Source organism: Paracoccus sediminicola (assembly GCF_027912835.1).
GTDB classification, from domain to species: domain Bacteria; phylum Pseudomonadota; class Alphaproteobacteria; order Rhodobacterales; family Rhodobacteraceae; genus Paracoccus; species Paracoccus sediminicola.
In genome coordinates, this window is record NZ_CP115768.1 from 510612 (window position 1) to 528010 (window position 17399).

Here is a 17399-nt window from a genome sequence, read left to right on the forward strand (position 1 = left end):
CCTCTCCGTAGCAGAGCTTGAATGCGGCCCTCTGTCTGCGCATTATGGGCGGACGCGCCGGCGCGTCCGGCGCTGCGGCGGCGCCGCCGATCCCCGTCGAGGAGGGCCGGGATCGGTCGCGGCGCAGGCCGCGACAACCGCCTTTCTGGGAGGAAAAGGCCGTGATGGATTTCGACGAGTGGTCGCAATGCGTGCTCACGAATTGTGGCCATTACTACAGCACACCGACATCGAGCGCGCGCGCGGGAATCGGCGATTTCCGGTTGCGCCGCGTGCAGGGGATCGAAGTCGCCGAGATGAGCTGCCGGATCGACCGGATCGAGCGGCAGCGGGCCGGGATCAGGCGCGACGACAACGAATTCCTGTTCCTTCTGCTTCAGAAAACCGGCGAGATGGGCATCCGTCATAACGGCCATGACACGCTGCTGCGGCCCGGCGACGGGCTGTTGATGGACTCGACGCGCACCGCCGAACTTCTGTTCGAGGGGCGCGATGCCTCATTCGCCTCGGTGCATCTGCCGCGCGCCATCTGTCTCGAGGGGCGGGCCGAGTCGCTGATTGTGGGACGCCGGGTCGAGCGCAGCCATCCGCTTCATGCGAGCCTGATGAATCTGCTGGCCGAGGACAGCGCGCCGGACGGGTCGTCCGATTACCTGTTCGATTTCATCGCCCTGATGTTCCGCGACGGGCGCGGCTCGGCAGGGGCCGCGGGGTTTCGCGACCGGCGCGGCCGCTATCGCTTCGTGCGCGAGACCGTCGAACGGAATCTTTCGGACCCGGAATTCTCGATCGAGGCGCTCGCCGCGCTCGTCCATATGTCGCGCCGTCAGTTGCAGCGCGAATTCCGCGACAATGGCACCACCTTCACCCGCTTCCTGCTCGAGCGCCGGCTGACGCTGGTGGCCAGCCATTTGCGGCGCATGGCGCGGATGGGGGCGCGGCCCTCGATCTCGGGGCTGGCCTATCGGGCCGGGTTCAGCGACCTCTCGCATTTCAATCGCGGCTTCCGGCAGCTTTTCGAGATGCCGCCCGGCGATTTCTATGCGCGATCGGCGCAATACCGTTTGCCGCATTGATCTGACTGCATTTTTTTGGCGCAGCGCGCAATGCGGCTGGCGCTGAAAGCCAAGACCCGAAGCGTTGTACCATGCTGTGCTGATCGCAAGCCGGATGGGAGCCGGCAGAGCGGGAGGAGGACATGCACGCTCAACCCAGCCGGGACTGGCGCGCCATCGCGCCGATCCATGCGCAAACACCGTCGTCGCGCGACGATGCGCGCCGGCGTTCTTGCGCGGCCCGTGCCGACATCCTGCCCGAAGATCCGTCACAACAGCCCAGAAGGTCGCCCATGAAACAGAATCTCATCCTCGCGATTTCGGTTGCCGTCATTCCCGCGTCTCAAGGCTTCGGACAGGAGACCGATATCGAACCCGAAACCCTCACCGTCGAAGAACGGATTTCGGAGGGCGATCATGTCTATGTCATGGATATGGGGCTGTCCGGGCCGAGCCAGGTCTCGGTGCTGAACGCCGAAGACCTGACGCTCGAGGGCACGATCGGCGCGGGCACGTTCAGCCAGCTGATGATGGGGCCGGATCAGGCCAGCGTCTGGACGGCATCGGTCTATATGAGCCGCTACAGCTATGGCGAGGTCGAGGCCGTGGTGCATGAATGGGATGCCGCGACGCTGGTGGCGAACCGTGAATTCACCGTGTCGCCCAAGCTTGCGCAGGCGCTCAGCCAGCGGGGGACGATCAATCTTTCGGCGGACGGGGATTTCCTCGTCCTGCAAAACGCGACCCCGGCCACCTCGGTCAATATCGTCGATCTGGAGAGCGGCACGGATCTGGTCGAGATCCCGACACCGGGATGCTGGACCGCCTATCCGACGCTTGAAGGCAACGCCTTCACCACGCTCTGCGGGGACGGCACCATCGCCAAATACAGCTATTCGGCCGATGGCAGCGCCGGCGAAGGCGCGAAATCCGAACCGGTCTTCGATCCCGAGCAGGACCCGCTTTTCGGCAATGCGGTGCGGGTGGATGGCAATCTCGTCTATGTCTCCTATGGCGGATCCTTCTATGTCGTCGATGACAGCGGCGAGGCGCCTTCGCTGGTCAAGACCATCGATTTCGCCGAGGAAGGCTGGGCGCCGTCCGGCTATAACCTGATGGCCTATCACGAGCCCTCGGACACGCTCTTCGTGACCATGCATGAAAACCCCGGCGACGGCACGCACAAGACCCCCGCCGCCGAGATCTGGGCCGTGGACATGGAAACCGAAACCGTCGTCGGACGGGGTGCCGCGAATGGCGATTCCAGCATCACCGTCAGCCGCGGCGAGACGCCGCAGCTGATCGGCATCGACCACCTGGGCGGCGTCCATCGCTACGAGATCGGGATGGACGGCGACGAGGTCTCGATCGAGACCGCCGTCTCGCTCGAAGGGCTCGCCTTCTTCCCGACCATTGTCGACACCGATTACTGAAATGGCGTCGCTGGCATCCCTCGCCTCGGTCACGATCACGAGCTTTCTCGTGATCGTGCTGGCGCGCGCCGCATGGCACAAGCTGGCGGGGTTTCTTGAAACGCTCGGCTTCGCGCAGGGCTATGGCGTCGTTCCAGACCGCTGGGCCGGGCCTGCCGTCCGGGCGCTGACCCTGCTTGAAGCGCTGTCGATCCTGTTGCTGATGCTGCCCGCCACGCGCCTCGCCGGGGCGCTGCTCGCAGCCGGGCTGTTCGCGGGATACGGGCTGCTGATGGCGGCGGCGCTGATGCGCGGACAAAGCCGGATCGACTGCGGTTGCGGCGGCGCGCCTCAGATGGTGTCGGCGCTGACGCTCGGGCGCAATGCGCTGCTGACGGCGCTGGCGCTCTGGGTTGCGGTGCTGCCCGCCATGCCGGTTCGGCCCGCCGAGGCCGCGCTCGCCATCGCTGCGGCGCTGGTTCTGGCCGCGATCTATGCCGTCGCCGAAAAGCTCGCCTCGCATCTGCCGCATATTCGTAACGAAGAGATCTGAAATGAGCCTGTTGCTATTTTCAAATATCGTCCTTTGGATCGTCGTGGTGATCCAGATTGCGGTCATCTTTGCGCTCGCCCGCCAGATCGGCATTCTGTTCGAACGGGTCTCGCCGGTCGGCGCGATGATCTCGGACAGCGGACCCGCGCTTGGCGACAAGGTGCCGGGCATGGCGCTGCCTGATCTGAACGGCCCCGGTCTGACGCTCGGCGGCGGCGACAAGGCGCAGCTCGTGTTCTTCCTGTCCACCAGTTGCCCGAACTGCAAGGCGCTGCTGCCCGCGCTGAAATCGATTCGCGCCGATGAGGGCCAGTGGCTTGACGTGATCCTCGCCTCTGACGGGCGCGAGGCGCTGCATCGCCGGCTGATCGAGGCCGAAGGCCTGGACAGCTTCCCCTATGTGCTGTCCTCGGAGCTCGGCATGAGCTTCCGCGTCTCGAAACTGCCCTTCGCGGTGCTGATCGACCGCCACGGCAAGGTTGCCGCCAAGGGGCTGGTGAACAGCCGCGAACAGCTCGAAAGCCTCTTCACCGCCTCGGAAACCGGCATCCCCTCTTATCAGGCCGCCGTCGCCGGCATGACCCCTAGCTGACCCACGCCACCCGGAAAGGAGACTGACATGTCCCGCATCATGGAAAACCTGCTCAAGCGTTTCGACAAGGTGATCGAGACCAATATCCGCGCCTCGGCCCGACAGCATGGGCGGCGCTCGTTCATGGCCCGGACCGGAGCCGCGATGCTGGGCGCGGCGGTTGTCACCCCGGTGCTGCCCTTCGACCGGCGCGCCAATGCCGCCAGCCCCGCCACCAGCGGAGAGGACCCGTGCAGCTATTGGCGTCACTGCGCCATCGACGGCTTCCTTTGCGAGGAATCCGGCGGTACGCTGACCACCTGTCCGCCCGGCTCGACCGTGTCGGCGGTGGCCTGGGTCGGCACCTGCTCGAACCCCGATGACGGCAAGGACTATCTGGTCAGCTATAACGATTGCTGCGGCAAGCCCTTCGTGCCGAGCGCGACCTTCTGCAACCAGAACAAGGGCGAGCGTCCCGGCTATCAGATGGGGCTCTATAACGACATCAACTGGTGCCTCGCCAATACCGACAAGGGCTATCACTGCACCGTGTCGCTGGTTGTCGGGATGGCCGAATGATGCCCCGCCTCGGTCTGGTCATGCTGGCCGGTCTGCTGGCCGGTCCGGCGCTCGGGCAGGAGGCTGCGGATGGCGCTGCGCTGTTCGATCAAAGCTGCGGGGCCTGCCACAACACCGGCGGCACAGGCACGCCGGGCCTTGCCCCGCCGCTCGACCGGCCGGATTTCTGGCAGGCGCTCGGCGATGACGGCCCTGAATTCATGGCCCTCGTCATGACCAAAGGCATGAACATGCCGATCACCGTTCGCGGAGAGATGTATTCGGGCATTCCGATGCCCGCCGTGGCCGGGGTCGAGGATGAAGACCTCGCCACCATCGGCAGTTGGGTGCTGACCGAGCTGGGCGAAACCGAACAGGAGCTCACCGCCGAGGCCATCGCGGCGGTGCGCGACGGCGACAAGGGTCAGGACGCGGTCAAAGAGCTGCGCCCCGAGACCGAGTGAAGCCGATGCCGTCCCGCCCGAAGCTCGCCGGGATCTTTGCGCTGATCCTGTCGCTCGCCGTCTGTCCGGCGGCGGCGCAGGATCTGTCGCCGGAAAAGGCGCGAAAGACGGCGCGCGCGAATTACATCCTGCATTGCTCTGGCTGCCACGGGCTGACCGGGCAGGGGACCATCGCGGGCGGCATCCCGGCCTTTCCCGATTCGGTGCAGCATATCGCGGATGTCGAGATCGGGCGCGACTATATCCTGCATGTGCCGGGCGTGATCGGCACGAAGATGAGCGATGCCGAGATCGCCGGCGTGCTGAACTACATCCTTGACGAATGGGGCGAGGGTAAAGGGCATTTCACCGGCGACGAGGTCACAAGGCGGCGGGCCAGCACGGTGGGCAATGTGGTTCTGTTCCGGCGCGAGGTGGTCAAGACACTCGACGCCTCGGGGATCGCCATCGCCGATTATCCATGGCCCTGAGCGGGCAGGGCGGCGCGGCGAATGCGGGCACTCGCGGCATTTTTCATCCTGATCTTCGCGGTGAGTTTCCTGGGCCAGCCGCGTCTCGGTGCCGGGTGGATTTGGGATCTGGGGCAGGGTATCGGCTTTGCGGCTTTCGCCGGTCTGCTGTTCCAGATGATCCCGGCGCGGCGGCAGGGGACCGGTCGAGCCCATGCGCGGATCGGGGACGCGGTGGTGATGTTCATGTTCGCGCATGGGTTCTGGCTGCTGCTGAGCGATGATGTGCTGCGCGTCTATCTGCAACCGGGCGCGCCCTTGCATATGTGGCTCGGGCTCGCCGCGCTTCTGCTGCTGACGGCGCTGAGCGTGCTGGCGCATCTGCCCGAGCGGATGCGTCTGCACCGCCACTATGCGCAGTTCCGGCTGTGGCATCGCTGGCTGGGCGCGCTCGCCACGATTGCCGCGGCGCTGCATATCGTGCTGAGTGGCTTCTATCTGCCCGGCTGGCCTTCGGTCTTGGCCCTCGTGGCGCTGTCCCTGCTCTGTTGTCTGGGTCGCGGGGCCTGGGGCTGGCTCGGTGCGCCGTTTCAGGTGCCGCTTTCGGCCTATGTCGTCGGCGGGGCCTGTTTCGCCGCGGTATTTGCCATGATCCGGAATTTCGGGACATGAAATGGGCGCTCGCGGTGCTGTTGCTCCTGGGTGCGGCGCTCGTGATCTTGCGGCGACCCGGGGCCGACCCTGCGATCGGTCGCGCGGCGCTGCCTGCGGGCGGTCCGCCGATCCTGCCGATGCGTTTCGTCCATGACGATCACGTCCAGGTGCCCTGTGCGAGCTGCCATCACGAATTCATCGACCGCCGCCCCGGCCCCCCCTGCCTCAGCTGCCATGTCACCGATCCGAAAGTCAGCCCGTTGCTGGAACAGCAGTTTCACAGGCTGTGCCGCGATTGCCATGTCTCGGACCATGCGGCGGGTGCGGCCTCGGGGCCGACGCGATCCTGCATCGGCTGCCACAGCCCGGATCACGAATTCTGAACCCGGCGCCGCTCATTCAGCCGCCTCGGCCTCCAGCAATTTCTGCATCTCGTCGCGCATGACGAATTTCTGCGGCTTGCCCGTGACCGTCATCGGCAGTTCCGGGACGATGCGGATATGGCGCGGGATCTTGAAATGCGCGATCTGTCCCTTGCAGTAATCGCGCAGCGATTCAGCCGATGGCATCTTGCCCTTGCGCGGCACGACCCATGCGCAGACTTCCTCGCCGAATTTCGCGTCGGGGATGCCGAAGACCTGCACATCGCTGATCTGTTCGTGGCGGATCAGGAATTCCTCGATCTCGCGCGGATAGATGTTCTCGCCGCCGCGAATGATCATGTCCTTCACCCGCCCGACAATGGTGCAGAACCCCTCTGCATCGAATTCGCCCAGATCGCCGGTGCGCATCTGGGCGGGCCTGTCCCCGCCCCGCTGAGACAAAGGCGCGCGGCACCGGCGAGGGCGCCGCGCGCTCTGGTCGGGTTGGTGCGGCTGTCAGCCGCGGGCGACGTTGATGACCTGCATCTGGGTATACTCGGCCAGCCCTTCGACCGATTGCTCGACACCGAGCCCCGATCCCTTGAACCCGGCCATCGGGATATGCGGACCGATATTCATCTGCTGGTTCACCCAGACCGTGCCGGTCTCGATATTGCCGGCGATCTCGGTGGCCTTCTCGACATCGGCCGAATGCACCGAGCCGCCCAGCCCGTAATCCGAGTTGTTCGCCCGCGCGATCACGTCGTCCACATCATCGAAGCGGATCACCGGCAGGATCGGGCCGAACTGTTCCTCGTCGACGATCTTCTGCCCGTCCTTCACATCGCGGACGATGGTGGGAGCGATGAAGTAACCCTTTCCCTCGCGCACCTCTCCGCCCGCGATGACCTTGCCGCTCGCACGGGCATCCTCGATAAAGCCTTTCACCTTCTCGAATTGCGCCTTGTTCTGGATCGGGCCCATCGTGGTGCCCTGTTTCAGCCCGTCATCGAGCACCGTGGTCGAGGCGATATCGACAAGCGCATCGCAGAATTCGTCATAGATCTCGTCATGCACATAGGCGCGCTTGACGGCCAGACAGACCTGACCGGCATTGAAAAACGCGCCGCCATAGACCTTTTCGGCGGTCTCGCGGACATTCACATCGGGCAGGATGATCGCCGGATCATTGCCGCCCATTTCCAGCGTGACGCGCTTCATCGTGTCGGCAGCACTGGCCATGATCCGCTTGCCAGTCTCGGACGAGCCGGTGAATCCGATCTTGGCGATGCCGGGATGTGCGGTCATCTTCGGGCCCAGATCATTCGCGTCGGTCAGAATATTGACCAGACCGGCCGGAAAGATCTTCGCGCAAAGCTCGCCCAGCTTCAGCGTCGTGACCGGGGTGGTCGGCGCCGGTTTCAGCACCAGCGCATTGCCCGCCATCAGCGCCGGGCCGATCTTCCAGCAGGCCAGCAGAAGGGGAAAGTTCCACGCCACGATCGCGCCCACCACGCCGAGCGGCTTGTGCCGCGTCTCGATGCGGAATTCGGCATCGTCCTGGATGACTCGGTCGGGAAGTTCCAGCGTCGAGGTGTGCATCAGATAGCCCTGGCTCCACTCGACCTCGCCCTGTGCCTCGGGCAGGGGCTTGCCCTGTTCCTGGACCAGCGTGCGGGCCAGATCGTCGGCATTGTCGCCGATCGCGGCGGCCAGCTCTTCGATCTTGGCGCGGCGTTCCGCCATGGATTTCTTCGCCCAATCTTTCTGCGCCGCCGCCGCCGCCTCGACCGCGCGGTCGAGATCGGCCTCGCTGGCATGCGGCACACGCGCAAACACCTCTTCGGTGGCCGGGTTGATGACGTCGAGCATCTTATCGCCTGCGACGAGCTGCCCGTTGATGAGCATCTTGTGATCCATGATTCCTCCCATGTCCGGCCCTGTGCCGGTATCCGCGACGAGGCTAGCATTCGCGGCCCGGTAAGGTCTCGGCCCGGCGCGCCAGAAATTGGGACTGCCGCGCCAATGAAACTCTTTCGGTTCAGTCGCTTGCAGAGGCGCGGATTAAAGATGCCGCGCCAGCCGCAACCCGTCATAGATCGCCGCATGGGTATTGCGCGAGGCGACCGCGTCGCCGATCCGGAACAGCCGGAAGGAGCCGTCGGGATTGGTCTCGATATCCTGCGGACGTCCGGCGACGAAAGCCTCGTAATCCACCTCGCCGAGATTGCGCGATTGCGGTTTCAGTTCGAAATACAGCTCATCCAGGGGCCGCGTGCCGTGATTGACCACCACCTGATCGACGACCCGCTCGCGGCTGACACCGCCATAATCCGAGCCGAGCGTGGCGCGCAGCTTGTTGCCCTCGCGCGCGACTTCCTCCAGCCGCCAGGTCACGGTGAATGTCGTGTCGCGGCCCTGCATGGCGCGCATATAGGGGACCAGATTCATCGCCATCACCTCGGGGGCGAACATCCGGTCCGGGGTGACGATCTCTGTCCGCGCTCCGGTGGCAGAGATCAGGTCGGCGGCCTGCAATCCGGCGTGATCGCCCGCATCGTCGAAGACCAGCACGTCCTGACCGGGCCGCGCATCGCCAGAGAGGATGTCCCAGGCCGACACGACCAGCTCGTTGCCGGCGCGCAGTATCTCGGTATGGGGCAGCCCGCCCGTGGCAATGATGACCTCGTCCGGGTCGGTCGCGATCACGTCCTCGGCCTCGACGAATGTGTCGAAGCGGAAGCCGACGCCCATCTTGAGGCATTGTTCATAGCGCCACTGGATGACCGAGATCATCTCGCGCCGCCGCTCCTGCTGGGCGGTCAGGCGGATCTGGCCGCCGGGCTGGCTGGCGGCTTCCAGCACCGTGACCTGATGGCCGCGCTCGGCGGCGACGCGGGCGGCCTCCAGCCCGGCAGGGCCTGCGCCGACCACCGTCACGCGCTTCGCCGAAGGCGCTTTCGCGATCAGATGCGGCTGCTCCAGCTCGCGCCCGGTCGAGGGGTTGTGGATGCACAATGCCATGCCGCCCTGATAGATCCGGTCGAGACAGTAATTCGCGCCCACGCAGGGACGAATATCGTCCTCGCGCCCTTCGACAAGCTTGCGCACCAGATGCGGATCGGCCAGATGCGCGCGGGTCATGCCGACCATGTCCAGCTTGCCCGAGGCAATGGCGTGGCGCGCCGTGGCCAGATCGGGGATCTTCGCGGCATGGAAGGTCGGGATCTGCGTTTCGGCCCGGATCTCTCCGGCGAAATCCAGATGCGGCGCGTTGCGCATCCCCTGGATCGGGATCACATCGGTCAGGCCGGGATCGGTGTCGATATGGCCGCGCACCACGTTCAGAAAATCCACCAGCCCGCTGGATTTCAGCCGCCGCGAGATTTCGAACCCGTCCTCCTTGCTGATCCCGCCCGGCAGGCGCTCATCGCCGGTATATCGGATGCCGACGATGAATTCCGGCCCGCAGCGGTCGCGGATCGCCTGTAACACCTCGACCGAGAAGCGCATCCGGTTGTCCAGATCTCCGCCATAGGGCGCGTCGAGATCATTGGTCAGCGGCGACCAGAACTGGTCGATAAGATGGCCGTAAGCCATCAGCTCGATCCCGTCGAGACCGGCGCTTTTCATGCGCTCGGCGGCGTCGGCATAATCCTCGATCACACGCGCGATGTCCCAATCCTCGATCTGCTTCGGAAAGGCCCGATGCGCCGCCTCGCGCTCATGACAGGATGAGAGGGTGGGCAGCCAGTCATCCTTGTCCCATCGTGTGCGGCGGCCCAGATGGGTGAGCTGGATCATCACAGCACAGCCCTCGGAATGGCATTCATCGGCAACTTTCCTCATCCAGCCGACCACTTCGTCACGCCATGCCAGGATATTGTTGAAGGCGGGCGGGCTGTCGCGCGCGACGCTGGCCGAACCGGCGGTCATGGTCATGGCGATTCCGGCCTTCGCGCGTTCGACGTGATAGGCGCGATAGCGGTCTTTCGGCATCCCGTCTTCGGGATAGGCCGGTTCGTGGCTGGTAATCATGACGCGGTTCTTCAGCGTCAGATGCTTGAGCTGAAACGGCTGGAGCAGGGGGTCGTTCGACATGACAAGAGCCTCGCGTGAATCGGTGCCGCACATGCGCTGAAAGCGAGTTTTCGAAAAATGTTCAGTTGTGTCAATTAAAAGTTCATTCCTGTCGCGTGCCGGGACAGTCCGGCGGGCGACGGGATGCCTGTGGGAACAGTCCTGCTTCCTGAAACCTATCCGTTCCAGTATCTTGTAAGCATGTCGTGAAAATAGACATGAACGAACATTTCATGGACAGCATTGCGCGGACCCGCTATGTAACGGCCATGTCACAGGGCCATCTCCCCGAGCGCGGCTGGCGCGGTTCACGCGAGCTTTGGCTCGATGCCGCCTATGAGATGCTGATCCGCAAAGGGGTGGGCGCGGTAAAGATCATGCCGCTTGCCGCTTCGTTGAACCTGTCGCGGACCAGCTTCTACTGGTTCTTCAAGGATCGACGGCAGCTTTTGCAGGGGCTGCTTGACCGCTGGGACGAGGCCACGACCGAACCCTTGGTGGCGGCGACGCGGGACTATGCCGCGACCGAGACCGAGGCGATGCTGAACGTGCTCGCAGTGTTCTTTGCGCCCGGCCGTTTCGACACCAGTATCGAGCTTGCGGTGCGAAGCTGGGCGCAGCATGACGCCGAGGCGCAGCGCCGCCTGCAACAGGCCGACGAGACCCGGCTGGCGGCGCTTTGTGCCCTGCTGGAAGGCTGGGGCCATGCGCCGGACGACGCCGATGTAAGGGCGCGGACCATCTATCTGGCGCAGATCGGCTATATCTCGATGCGCGTGCAGGAAAGCCTGTCCGAACGGCTTCAGCGCGTGCCGCGCTATGTCGAGATCTACACCGACAAATGGCTCCCCGCGCAGGAGCTGGAGCGTTTCAAGGCGCAGATCGGGCATCGCGACTAGGCCGATTCACGCCGGTTTCACCCCGTTCTCACGGTCACGAAAATGCGACCGCGCAAGGCGCTGCATCAACCGGTCCGTGGCGCGCATCCCCTTGTCATCCCAGCAGAAAGCGGCTGCGCCTCAGCGGCCACAGAGGATCGAAAATCGTGGTGCAGGTCGCGCCATGTTTTCGGAATGTCGCAATTTGCAAAGTCGCACCCTGCGCTTCGGTGTCTGCTGGACGGAAGAGGCGGGGCTGACCAGGGTTTCCCGCGGTGGTTTTGGGGCCGGGCCGCTTTGTCAGGGCAGACCCGGTCAAGGAGATCCGTATGTTGCGTGAGGCCGATATCCTGTCGATCCTGATGCGGCGCAAGCCGGCCCATTCCCTGTCACGAGAGCTTTACTGCGATCCTGGCGCCTTGCAGGTGGATCTGGAACATATCTGGTATCGCGACTGGCTGTTCGCGATCCCCGCCTGCGAGATTCCCAAGACCGGCGATTATGTCACCTATCAGGTCGGGGATTACTCGGTGGTGATCGTGCGCGGGGCGGATCGCGAGATCCGGGCCTTTCACAATTCCTGCCGGCATCGTGGCTCGGTCCTGTGCAAGTCGCGCAAGGGGACCAATCCCAAGATCGTCTGCCCCTATCACCAATGGACCTACGAGCTGGACGGCAGGCTGCTTTGGGCGCGCGACATGGGCCCGGATTTCGATCCCGCGCGGCACGGGCTGAAGCCGGTTCATTGCCGCAATGTCTCGGGGCTGGTGTTCATCTGCCTCGCCGCGCAGGCGCCGGATCTTTCGGGCTATGCGGCCGAGGCGGCGCGTTATCTGGCCCCGCATGATCTGGAGAACTCCAAGGTCGCCTATGAAAGCACCATCATCGAAAACGGCAACTGGAAGCTGGTCTGGGAAAACAATCGCGAATGCTATCACTGTTCGGGCAACCACCCGGCGCTGTGCCGCACCTTCCCCGAAGACCCGCGCGCAGCGGGCAATGACGGCTCTGGCGAGATGGCCGAGGAACAGCGCCAGCATGTCGAGCGCTGCGAGGCGGCGGGCGCGCCCGGCGCGATGCGCATCTCGCCCATCGGGGACTGGCGCTTCATGCGCACCCCGCTGGTCGGCAGCGCTGAAAGCTACACGATGGATGGCAAGGTTGCCGTCAGCAAACCGAATTCGACCCTTCCGTTTCGCGATGCGGGGGCGCTGCTGAAGTTTCACTATCCGACAAGCTGGAACCATTTCCTGTCGGATCACAGCATCGTCTTCCGGCTGACTCCGCTCAGCCCGACCACCACCGAGGTCGTTACGAAATGGCTGGTGCACAAGGATGCCGAGGAGGGGCGCGATTACGATCTGGACCGGCTCACCGAGGTGTGGATCGCGACCAATGCCGAAGATCGCGAGGTGGTCGAGAACAATCAGCGCGGGGTGAATTCGCCGGCCTACGAACCCGGTCCCTATTCGGTCAGCCAGGAGGGCGGGGTGATCCAGTTCGTGAACTGGTATGCCGACGCGCTGACCCGCTCGATCATCGGCCCGCAGGCGCGGGCGGCGGAGTAGCGCGATGACCATTCAGGGCAATCTGACCGTCACCGAAGACACCGGCATCTGGACCGACAGCGAGACTCTGGTCTGCTGTTCGGTCGTGCCAGAGGCGCCGGACTGCGCGACCTTCAGCTTCGTTTCGCCCTCGGGCGCGATGTTCCGCTATCAGCCCGGCCAGTTCCTGACGCTGGAGCTGCCGCTGCCCGGCGGGCCGATCTGGCGGACTTATACGATTTCCTCCCCGCCGTCGCGGCCTTTGTCGATCTCGGTCACGGTCAAGGCGCAGAAGGGCAGTGTCGGAACCCGCTGGATGCTGGACAATCTGCGTCCGGGGATGCGGATCAAGGCGTCGGGGCCCGCGGGGATCTTTACGCTCGATCCGGGCGCGACGCGGAAATATCTGTTCATCTCTGCGGGGTCGGGTGTCACGCCGACGCTCTCGATGACCAGCTATCTTTTCGATCGCGGCACCGGCGCGGATGTCACCATCATCAACTGCGCCCGCCGCCCGGTCGAGATCATCGGTCGCGCGCAGCTTGAACAGATGGCTTCGCGCGCGCCGTCGATCAGGCTGAGCTTCATTGTCGAGGAAGAGGACCCCTACGAGGTCTGGACCGGCTATCGCGGGCGGCTCAACCAGGTGATGCTGGGGCTGATCGCGAATGATTATCTGGACCGGCAGATCTATTGCTGCGGACCCGAGCCTTTCATGAACGCGGTGCGCGAGATGCTGATCGCGCTCGGCTTCGACATGGAGCATTATCATCAGGAAAGCTTCGCCGCCCCGGTGGAGAGCGAGGCCGAGCTGGAGGAGCCGGACGATCTGGTCCCCGATGCCTGCGCGTCCGCGAGCATCACCTTCGCCGGTGCAGCGGTGACTGCCCAATGCCGAGAGACCGACACGATCCTCGGCGTGGCGAAATCATCGGGGCTGAATATCCCTTCGGGCTGCACCTTCGGCGTCTGCGGCACCTGCAAGATCCGCAAGCTGTCCGGGCAGGTGCACATGGTCCATAGCGGCGGCATCTCGGAGGACGATATCGAGGCCGGATATGTGCTGGCCTGCTGTTCCAAGCCCATCGGCGCCATCGAGGTGGATGTCTGAACCCGTGCGCGCTGATGTTTTCGGTATCTGGCGCGGCGTCGCGCCGCGGATTATCATGCCGCGTTGACCGGGGGGTTCCGGTCAGGCCAACCCGGCCCGGCAGGGCGTCCCTGCGCGGCCATGTTTCGGGAGATGCCGGCGCGTGACGGGTCCACACCATGTCGTCTTTGCCTTGCTGGACGGCTTCACCCATCTGGCATTTGCCTGTGCGGTCGATCCGCTGCGCATCGCCAATCTCATCAGCGACCAAGAGCTGTATCGCTGGTCCTACGTCTCGGAAAATGGCGAGACCGCGGTGAGTTCGGACGGCACGGTCAATCTGGTCCATGCCGATTTCGCATCCATCCCGCCCTGCGACCGGCTGTTCGTCCTGTCGAGCACCGGGCTGAACCGTGTGGCCTCGCGTGAACTGGTCACGGCGCTGCGGCAGCTTGACCGCAAGGGGCGGGGCCGGATCGGGGCGCTTTGCGCCGGCACCATCATCCTGGCTCAGGCGGGGTTCCTGAACGGGCGCAAGGCGGCGCTGCACTGGGATTACCATGACAGCTTCATGGAGGCCTTTCCCGAGGTGAATCTGGTGCGCAGCGTCTTTGTCGCCGACGAGAAATACCTCACTGCATCGGGCGGAACCGCCACCGCCGATCTGATGCTGCACCTGATCCGCGAGGATCACGGAAGCGACCTGTCCGTCGCGGTGGCCGACCAGATGGTCTATAGCGCCGCGCGCGAGGCGAGCTCGGCGCAAAAGGTTTCGCTGCAATCGCGCAACGGGATGCGCAACGCCCATCTCGTCCGCGCCATCGAGCTGATGCAGAGCCATCTGGAAGAGCCTTTGCCGCCATCGGCCATCGCCCGCGAGATCGGCATCTCGGTGCGCCAGCTCGAACGGCTTTTCGGGAAATATCTGAACACCTCGCCGCGCAAATATTACATGGAGATGCGTCTGGAAAAGGCGCGGCATCTGCTGGTCCAGACCGAGATGCCGGTCACCGATATCGCCTTTGCCTGCGGCTTCGAGAATGGCGGCAGCTTCACTCGCGCCTATCGGACCGCCTACGGCGCCCCGCCGGTCACGCAACGCGGACGGCCGGCCGGACGGGGCACCGTTGCGCGTTGATGCGGGTCAGTCGCGGCGTTGGTCGGATTCCGACAGCGCGGCTTGCAGGAACTCGATCTCGTCGAGCAGGGCGGTCATGCGGTCGGGGCCGATGAGGCGCTCGATCTCGGCATAGATCTCGGCGCTTTCGGGTGAGACTTCGCGGATGAAGTCCTGCCCCTCGCGGGTCAGCGCGATGCTGGCGCGGCGACCGTCGCGCGGATCGCGCCGCGTGGCGATGAAGCCGCGCGCTTCGAGCGTGCGCAGGATGCGGGTCAGCGATGGCGGCAGCACGCAGGCCGCCCGCGACAGGGCCGAGGCATCCGCGTTGCCGCTTTCCTTCAGGACCCGCAGCACCCGCCATTGCTGCTCGGTCACGTTCTTGTCATTCAGCATCGGGCGGAACCGCTCCATCACCGCTTCGCGGGCCATGAGAAGCGCAATGGGCAGGCTGCGGCGCGTCTGAGCAAACTCGAAACCGTCTCGGGGGCTTTGGTCGTCCATGTGGTGTCAGTCGCGTCTTCTGCCGTGGATATCCGACAATGTGACAGGATTCGATCTTTGGCAAGAATGACCGCGCGGACAGCGCTCCGCCGTGGCATTGTCAGCTTGTCATCCTTCGACCTTGACTTCGGCTCTTTTATTTCACACGTTAATTAAAGGGAGAGAGGATCATGCCCCATCTGAGGATCGAGTATTCGCGCGGGCTGGCGCGTCGCGCCGATATCGGGTCGCTATGTGCGGGGTTGCACCGCGCGATGGTGGCGACCGGGATCTTTCCGCTGGCCGGAATCCGGGTGCGGGCCTTTGCCGCCGATCATGCCATCGTCGCGGATGGTCTGGCCGAGAATGATTTTGCCGCGCTCACCCTGACCGTCGGGGCAGGGCGCCGAAAGGCCGCGCTGGCCGAGGCCGGCGCCACGATCATGGGCGCCGCCGAGGCCGCGCTGGCCGGTCCGCTGGCGACACCTCATTTCGCCCTCTCGCTGGAGATACGGGTCGCCGATCCGGATCTTAGCTGGAAGAACACGCCGATCCATGCCCGCCTGTCGGGCAAAGGCTGAAAGGAACACCGCATGACGAGGCTCAGCGACAACATCGCCCGCGCGCAGGATTATATGGCGCGCTTCGCGAAGGACGGGGTGCTGAACCGCATTGGCGGGCAAGATGCATCCGCGCAGTCGGGCGAGACCTTCGCGACGATTTCTCCGGTCGATCTGAAACCGCTGGCGCGGGTGGCGAAGGGCGGTGCCGCCGATATCGACGCCGCCGTCGCCGCCGCGCAAAAGGCGTTCGCGACATGGGGCCGGATGCCGGGGGCCGAACGGCGCAAGATCCTGCATCGGGTCGCCGATGCCATCGAAGCGAGGGCCGAGGAAATCGCCTTCACCGAATGCATGGATACCGGGCAGGCGCTGCGCTTCATGTCCAAGGCGGCGCTGCGCGGGGCGGATAATTTCCGTTTCTTCGCGGACAAGGCGCCTCAGGCCGAGGACGGGCAGGCGCTGCGCACGGCGAACCAGATGAATGTGACCTCGCGCCGCCCGATCGGGCCGGTGGGGGTGATCACCCCGTGGAACACGCCCTTCATGCTGTCCACATGGAAGATCGCGCCCGCCCTGGCTGCCGGTTGCACCGTGGTCCACAAACCTGCCGAATTCTCGCCCATGACCGCCCGCCTGCTGGTCGAGATCGCCGAGGGTGCCGGGCTGCCGCCGGGGGTTCTGAACCTTGTGAACGGCATGGGCGAGGATGCGGGCCGCGCGCTGACGGAACATCCGGGCATTAGGGCCATCGCCTTTGTCGGCGAAAGCCGCACCGGCAGCATGATCATGGCGCAGGGGGCAAAGACGCTGAAACGCGTCCATTTCGAACTGGGCGGCAAGAATCCGGTGATCGTTTTCGACGATGCCGATCTGGACCGCGCCGTCGATGCCGCAACCTTCATGATCTATTCGCTGAATGGCGAGCGTTGCACCTCGTCCTCTCGGCTTCTGGTGCAGGACAGCATCTATGACGATTTCACCGCCCGCGTGGCCGAGGTCGCGAAGCGCATCAGGGTGGGCCACCCGCTGGACCCCGACACCGTGGTCGGCCCGCTGATCCACCCCGAACACGAGGCGAAGGTGCTGTCCTATTTCGACCGCGCCCGCGAACAGGGCGCCACCATTGCCGCCGGCGGCGAGAAGGTCGGCGATCAGGGCTGCTTTGTGCGCCCGACGCTGTTCACCGGCGCGACGAACGACATGGCCATCGCGCAAGAGGAAATCTTTGGCCCGGTGCTGACCGCCATCCCCTTCCGCGACGAAGAGGACGCGCTGCGGCTGGCCAATGACGTGGATTACGGGCTGGCCGCCTATCTGTGGACCAACGATCTGAACCGCGCGATGCGGATGACCGACCGGCTTGAGGCCGGGATGATGTGGGTCAACTCCGAGAATGTCCGCCACCTGCCGACGCCCTTTGGCGGCGTCAAGGCCAGCGGCATCGGGCGCGACGGGGGCGAGTGGTCCTTTGATTTCTACATGGAAACCGTCAATGTCAGCTTCCCCCGGCAACTTCATGACATCCCGAAGCTCGGCACCTGATCCGCGCCGCCTATCGTCACC

Annotated in this window: 18 protein-coding genes and 1 pseudogene; 15 read left to right on the forward strand and 4 right to left on the reverse strand. The window is 64.7% G+C overall.

The window, feature by feature from the left end:
- Positions 1-164 precede the first annotated feature (164 nt).
- From PAF18_RS02535 to PAF18_RS02575, 9 genes are all read left to right on the forward strand, one after another.
- A complete protein-coding gene (locus PAF18_RS02535) occupies positions 165-1076 on the forward strand; it encodes a helix-turn-helix domain-containing protein (RefSeq protein WP_271118036.1) in 912 nt (303 codons plus the stop codon).
- A 272-nt stretch (positions 1077-1348) separates the two neighbouring features.
- Positions 1349-2488 carry an amine dehydrogenase large subunit gene (locus PAF18_RS02540; protein WP_271117074.1) on the forward strand — a complete coding sequence of 380 codons (1140 nt, stop codon included), beginning with the start codon at positions 1349-1351 and terminating at the stop codon, positions 2486-2488.
- Position 2489: 1 nt separating this feature from the next.
- Positions 2490-3020, forward strand: a complete 531-nt coding sequence (locus PAF18_RS02545) for a MauE/DoxX family redox-associated membrane protein (RefSeq protein WP_271117075.1) — start codon at positions 2490-2492, stop codon at positions 3018-3020.
- A 1-nt stretch (position 3021) separates the two neighbouring features.
- A complete protein-coding gene (locus tag PAF18_RS02550; RefSeq protein ID WP_271117076.1) occupies positions 3022-3612 on the forward strand; it encodes a thioredoxin domain-containing protein in 591 nt (196 codons plus the stop codon).
- Positions 3613-3639: 27 nt separating this feature from the next.
- Positions 3640-4170, forward strand: a complete 531-nt coding sequence (locus tag PAF18_RS02555; protein ID WP_271117077.1) for a methylamine dehydrogenase light chain — start codon at positions 3640-3642, stop codon at positions 4168-4170.
- Positions 4167-4613, forward strand: coding sequence for a c-type cytochrome (locus PAF18_RS02560; protein WP_271117078.1), 447 nt, complete (start codon positions 4167-4169; stop codon positions 4611-4613). Before PAF18_RS02555 ends, PAF18_RS02560 begins: the two co-directional genes overlap by 4 nt.
- A 5-nt stretch (positions 4614-4618) precedes the next feature.
- The gene (locus tag PAF18_RS02565; protein ID WP_271117079.1) at positions 4619-5083 is read left to right on the forward strand and encodes a c-type cytochrome; all 465 of its coding nucleotides are present in this window, start codon (positions 4619-4621) and stop codon (positions 5081-5083) included.
- A 21-nt stretch (positions 5084-5104) separates the two neighbouring features.
- Positions 5105-5734, forward strand: a complete 630-nt coding sequence (locus tag PAF18_RS02570; protein ID WP_271117080.1) for a ferric reductase-like transmembrane domain-containing protein — start codon at positions 5105-5107, stop codon at positions 5732-5734.
- Positions 5731-6099 (forward strand): cytochrome c3 family protein, encoded by a 369-nt coding sequence (locus PAF18_RS02575; RefSeq protein WP_271117081.1) that lies wholly within the window; start codon positions 5731-5733, stop codon positions 6097-6099. The genes PAF18_RS02570 and PAF18_RS02575 overlap by 4 nt, the downstream gene beginning before the upstream one ends.
- A 12-nt stretch (positions 6100-6111) precedes the next feature.
- Here the strand turns inward: PAF18_RS02575 and PAF18_RS02580 are convergent.
- The 3 genes and pseudogenes from PAF18_RS02580 to PAF18_RS02590 all read right to left on the reverse strand — a co-directional run.
- Positions 6112-6519 (reverse strand): annotated as a pseudogene (locus PAF18_RS02580) (AMP-binding enzyme); the annotation flags it as partial.
- A 75-nt stretch (positions 6520-6594) separates the two neighbouring features.
- The gene (locus PAF18_RS02585) at positions 6595-7998 is read right to left on the reverse strand and encodes an aldehyde dehydrogenase family protein (protein ID WP_271117082.1); all 1404 of its coding nucleotides are present in this window, start codon (positions 7996-7998) and stop codon (positions 6595-6597) included.
- A 144-nt stretch (positions 7999-8142) separates the two neighbouring features.
- Positions 8143-10179: an NADH:flavin oxidoreductase gene (locus PAF18_RS02590; protein ID WP_271118037.1), complete on the reverse strand. Its 2037-nt coding sequence runs from the start codon at positions 10177-10179 to the stop codon at positions 8143-8145.
- A 248-nt stretch (positions 10180-10427) separates the two neighbouring features.
- Between PAF18_RS02590 and PAF18_RS02595 the strand changes: the two genes are divergently transcribed.
- The 4 genes from PAF18_RS02595 to PAF18_RS02610 all read left to right on the forward strand — a co-directional run bounded on the left by PAF18_RS02595 (position 10428) and on the right by PAF18_RS02610 (position 14811).
- Complete coding sequence (locus PAF18_RS02595) at positions 10428-11057, forward strand: TetR/AcrR family transcriptional regulator (protein WP_271118038.1); 630 nt, start codon at positions 10428-10430, stop codon at positions 11055-11057.
- Positions 11058-11365: 308 nt separating this feature from the next.
- On the forward strand, positions 11366-12604 hold the full coding sequence (locus PAF18_RS02600; RefSeq protein ID WP_271117083.1) for an aromatic ring-hydroxylating oxygenase subunit alpha: 1239 nt from the start codon (positions 11366-11368) through the stop codon (positions 12602-12604).
- A gap of 4 nt (positions 12605-12608) precedes the next feature.
- Complete coding sequence (locus tag PAF18_RS02605; RefSeq protein ID WP_271117084.1) at positions 12609-13694, forward strand: FAD-binding oxidoreductase; 1086 nt, start codon at positions 12609-12611, stop codon at positions 13692-13694.
- A 142-nt stretch (positions 13695-13836) separates the two neighbouring features.
- On the forward strand, positions 13837-14811 hold the full coding sequence (locus tag PAF18_RS02610) for a GlxA family transcriptional regulator (RefSeq protein ID WP_271117085.1): 975 nt from the start codon (positions 13837-13839) through the stop codon (positions 14809-14811).
- 6 nt (positions 14812-14817) lie between these two features.
- Here the strand turns inward: PAF18_RS02610 and hpaR are convergent, their stop codons facing one another.
- Positions 14818-15294: a homoprotocatechuate degradation operon regulator HpaR gene (hpaR, locus tag PAF18_RS02615; RefSeq protein WP_271117086.1), complete on the reverse strand. Its 477-nt coding sequence runs from the start codon at positions 15292-15294 to the stop codon at positions 14818-14820.
- 170 nt (positions 15295-15464) lie between these two features.
- Here hpaR and PAF18_RS02620 point away from each other — a divergent pair, with 170 nt between their 5' ends.
- Positions 15465-15854 (forward strand): 5-carboxymethyl-2-hydroxymuconate Delta-isomerase, encoded by a 390-nt coding sequence (locus PAF18_RS02620; protein WP_271117087.1) that lies wholly within the window; start codon positions 15465-15467, stop codon positions 15852-15854.
- Positions 15855-15866: 12 nt separating this feature from the next.
- The gene (gene hpaE / locus PAF18_RS02625; protein ID WP_271117088.1) at positions 15867-17378 is read left to right on the forward strand and encodes a 5-carboxymethyl-2-hydroxymuconate semialdehyde dehydrogenase; all 1512 of its coding nucleotides are present in this window, start codon (positions 15867-15869) and stop codon (positions 17376-17378) included.
- Positions 17379-17399: the final 21 nt, after the last annotated feature.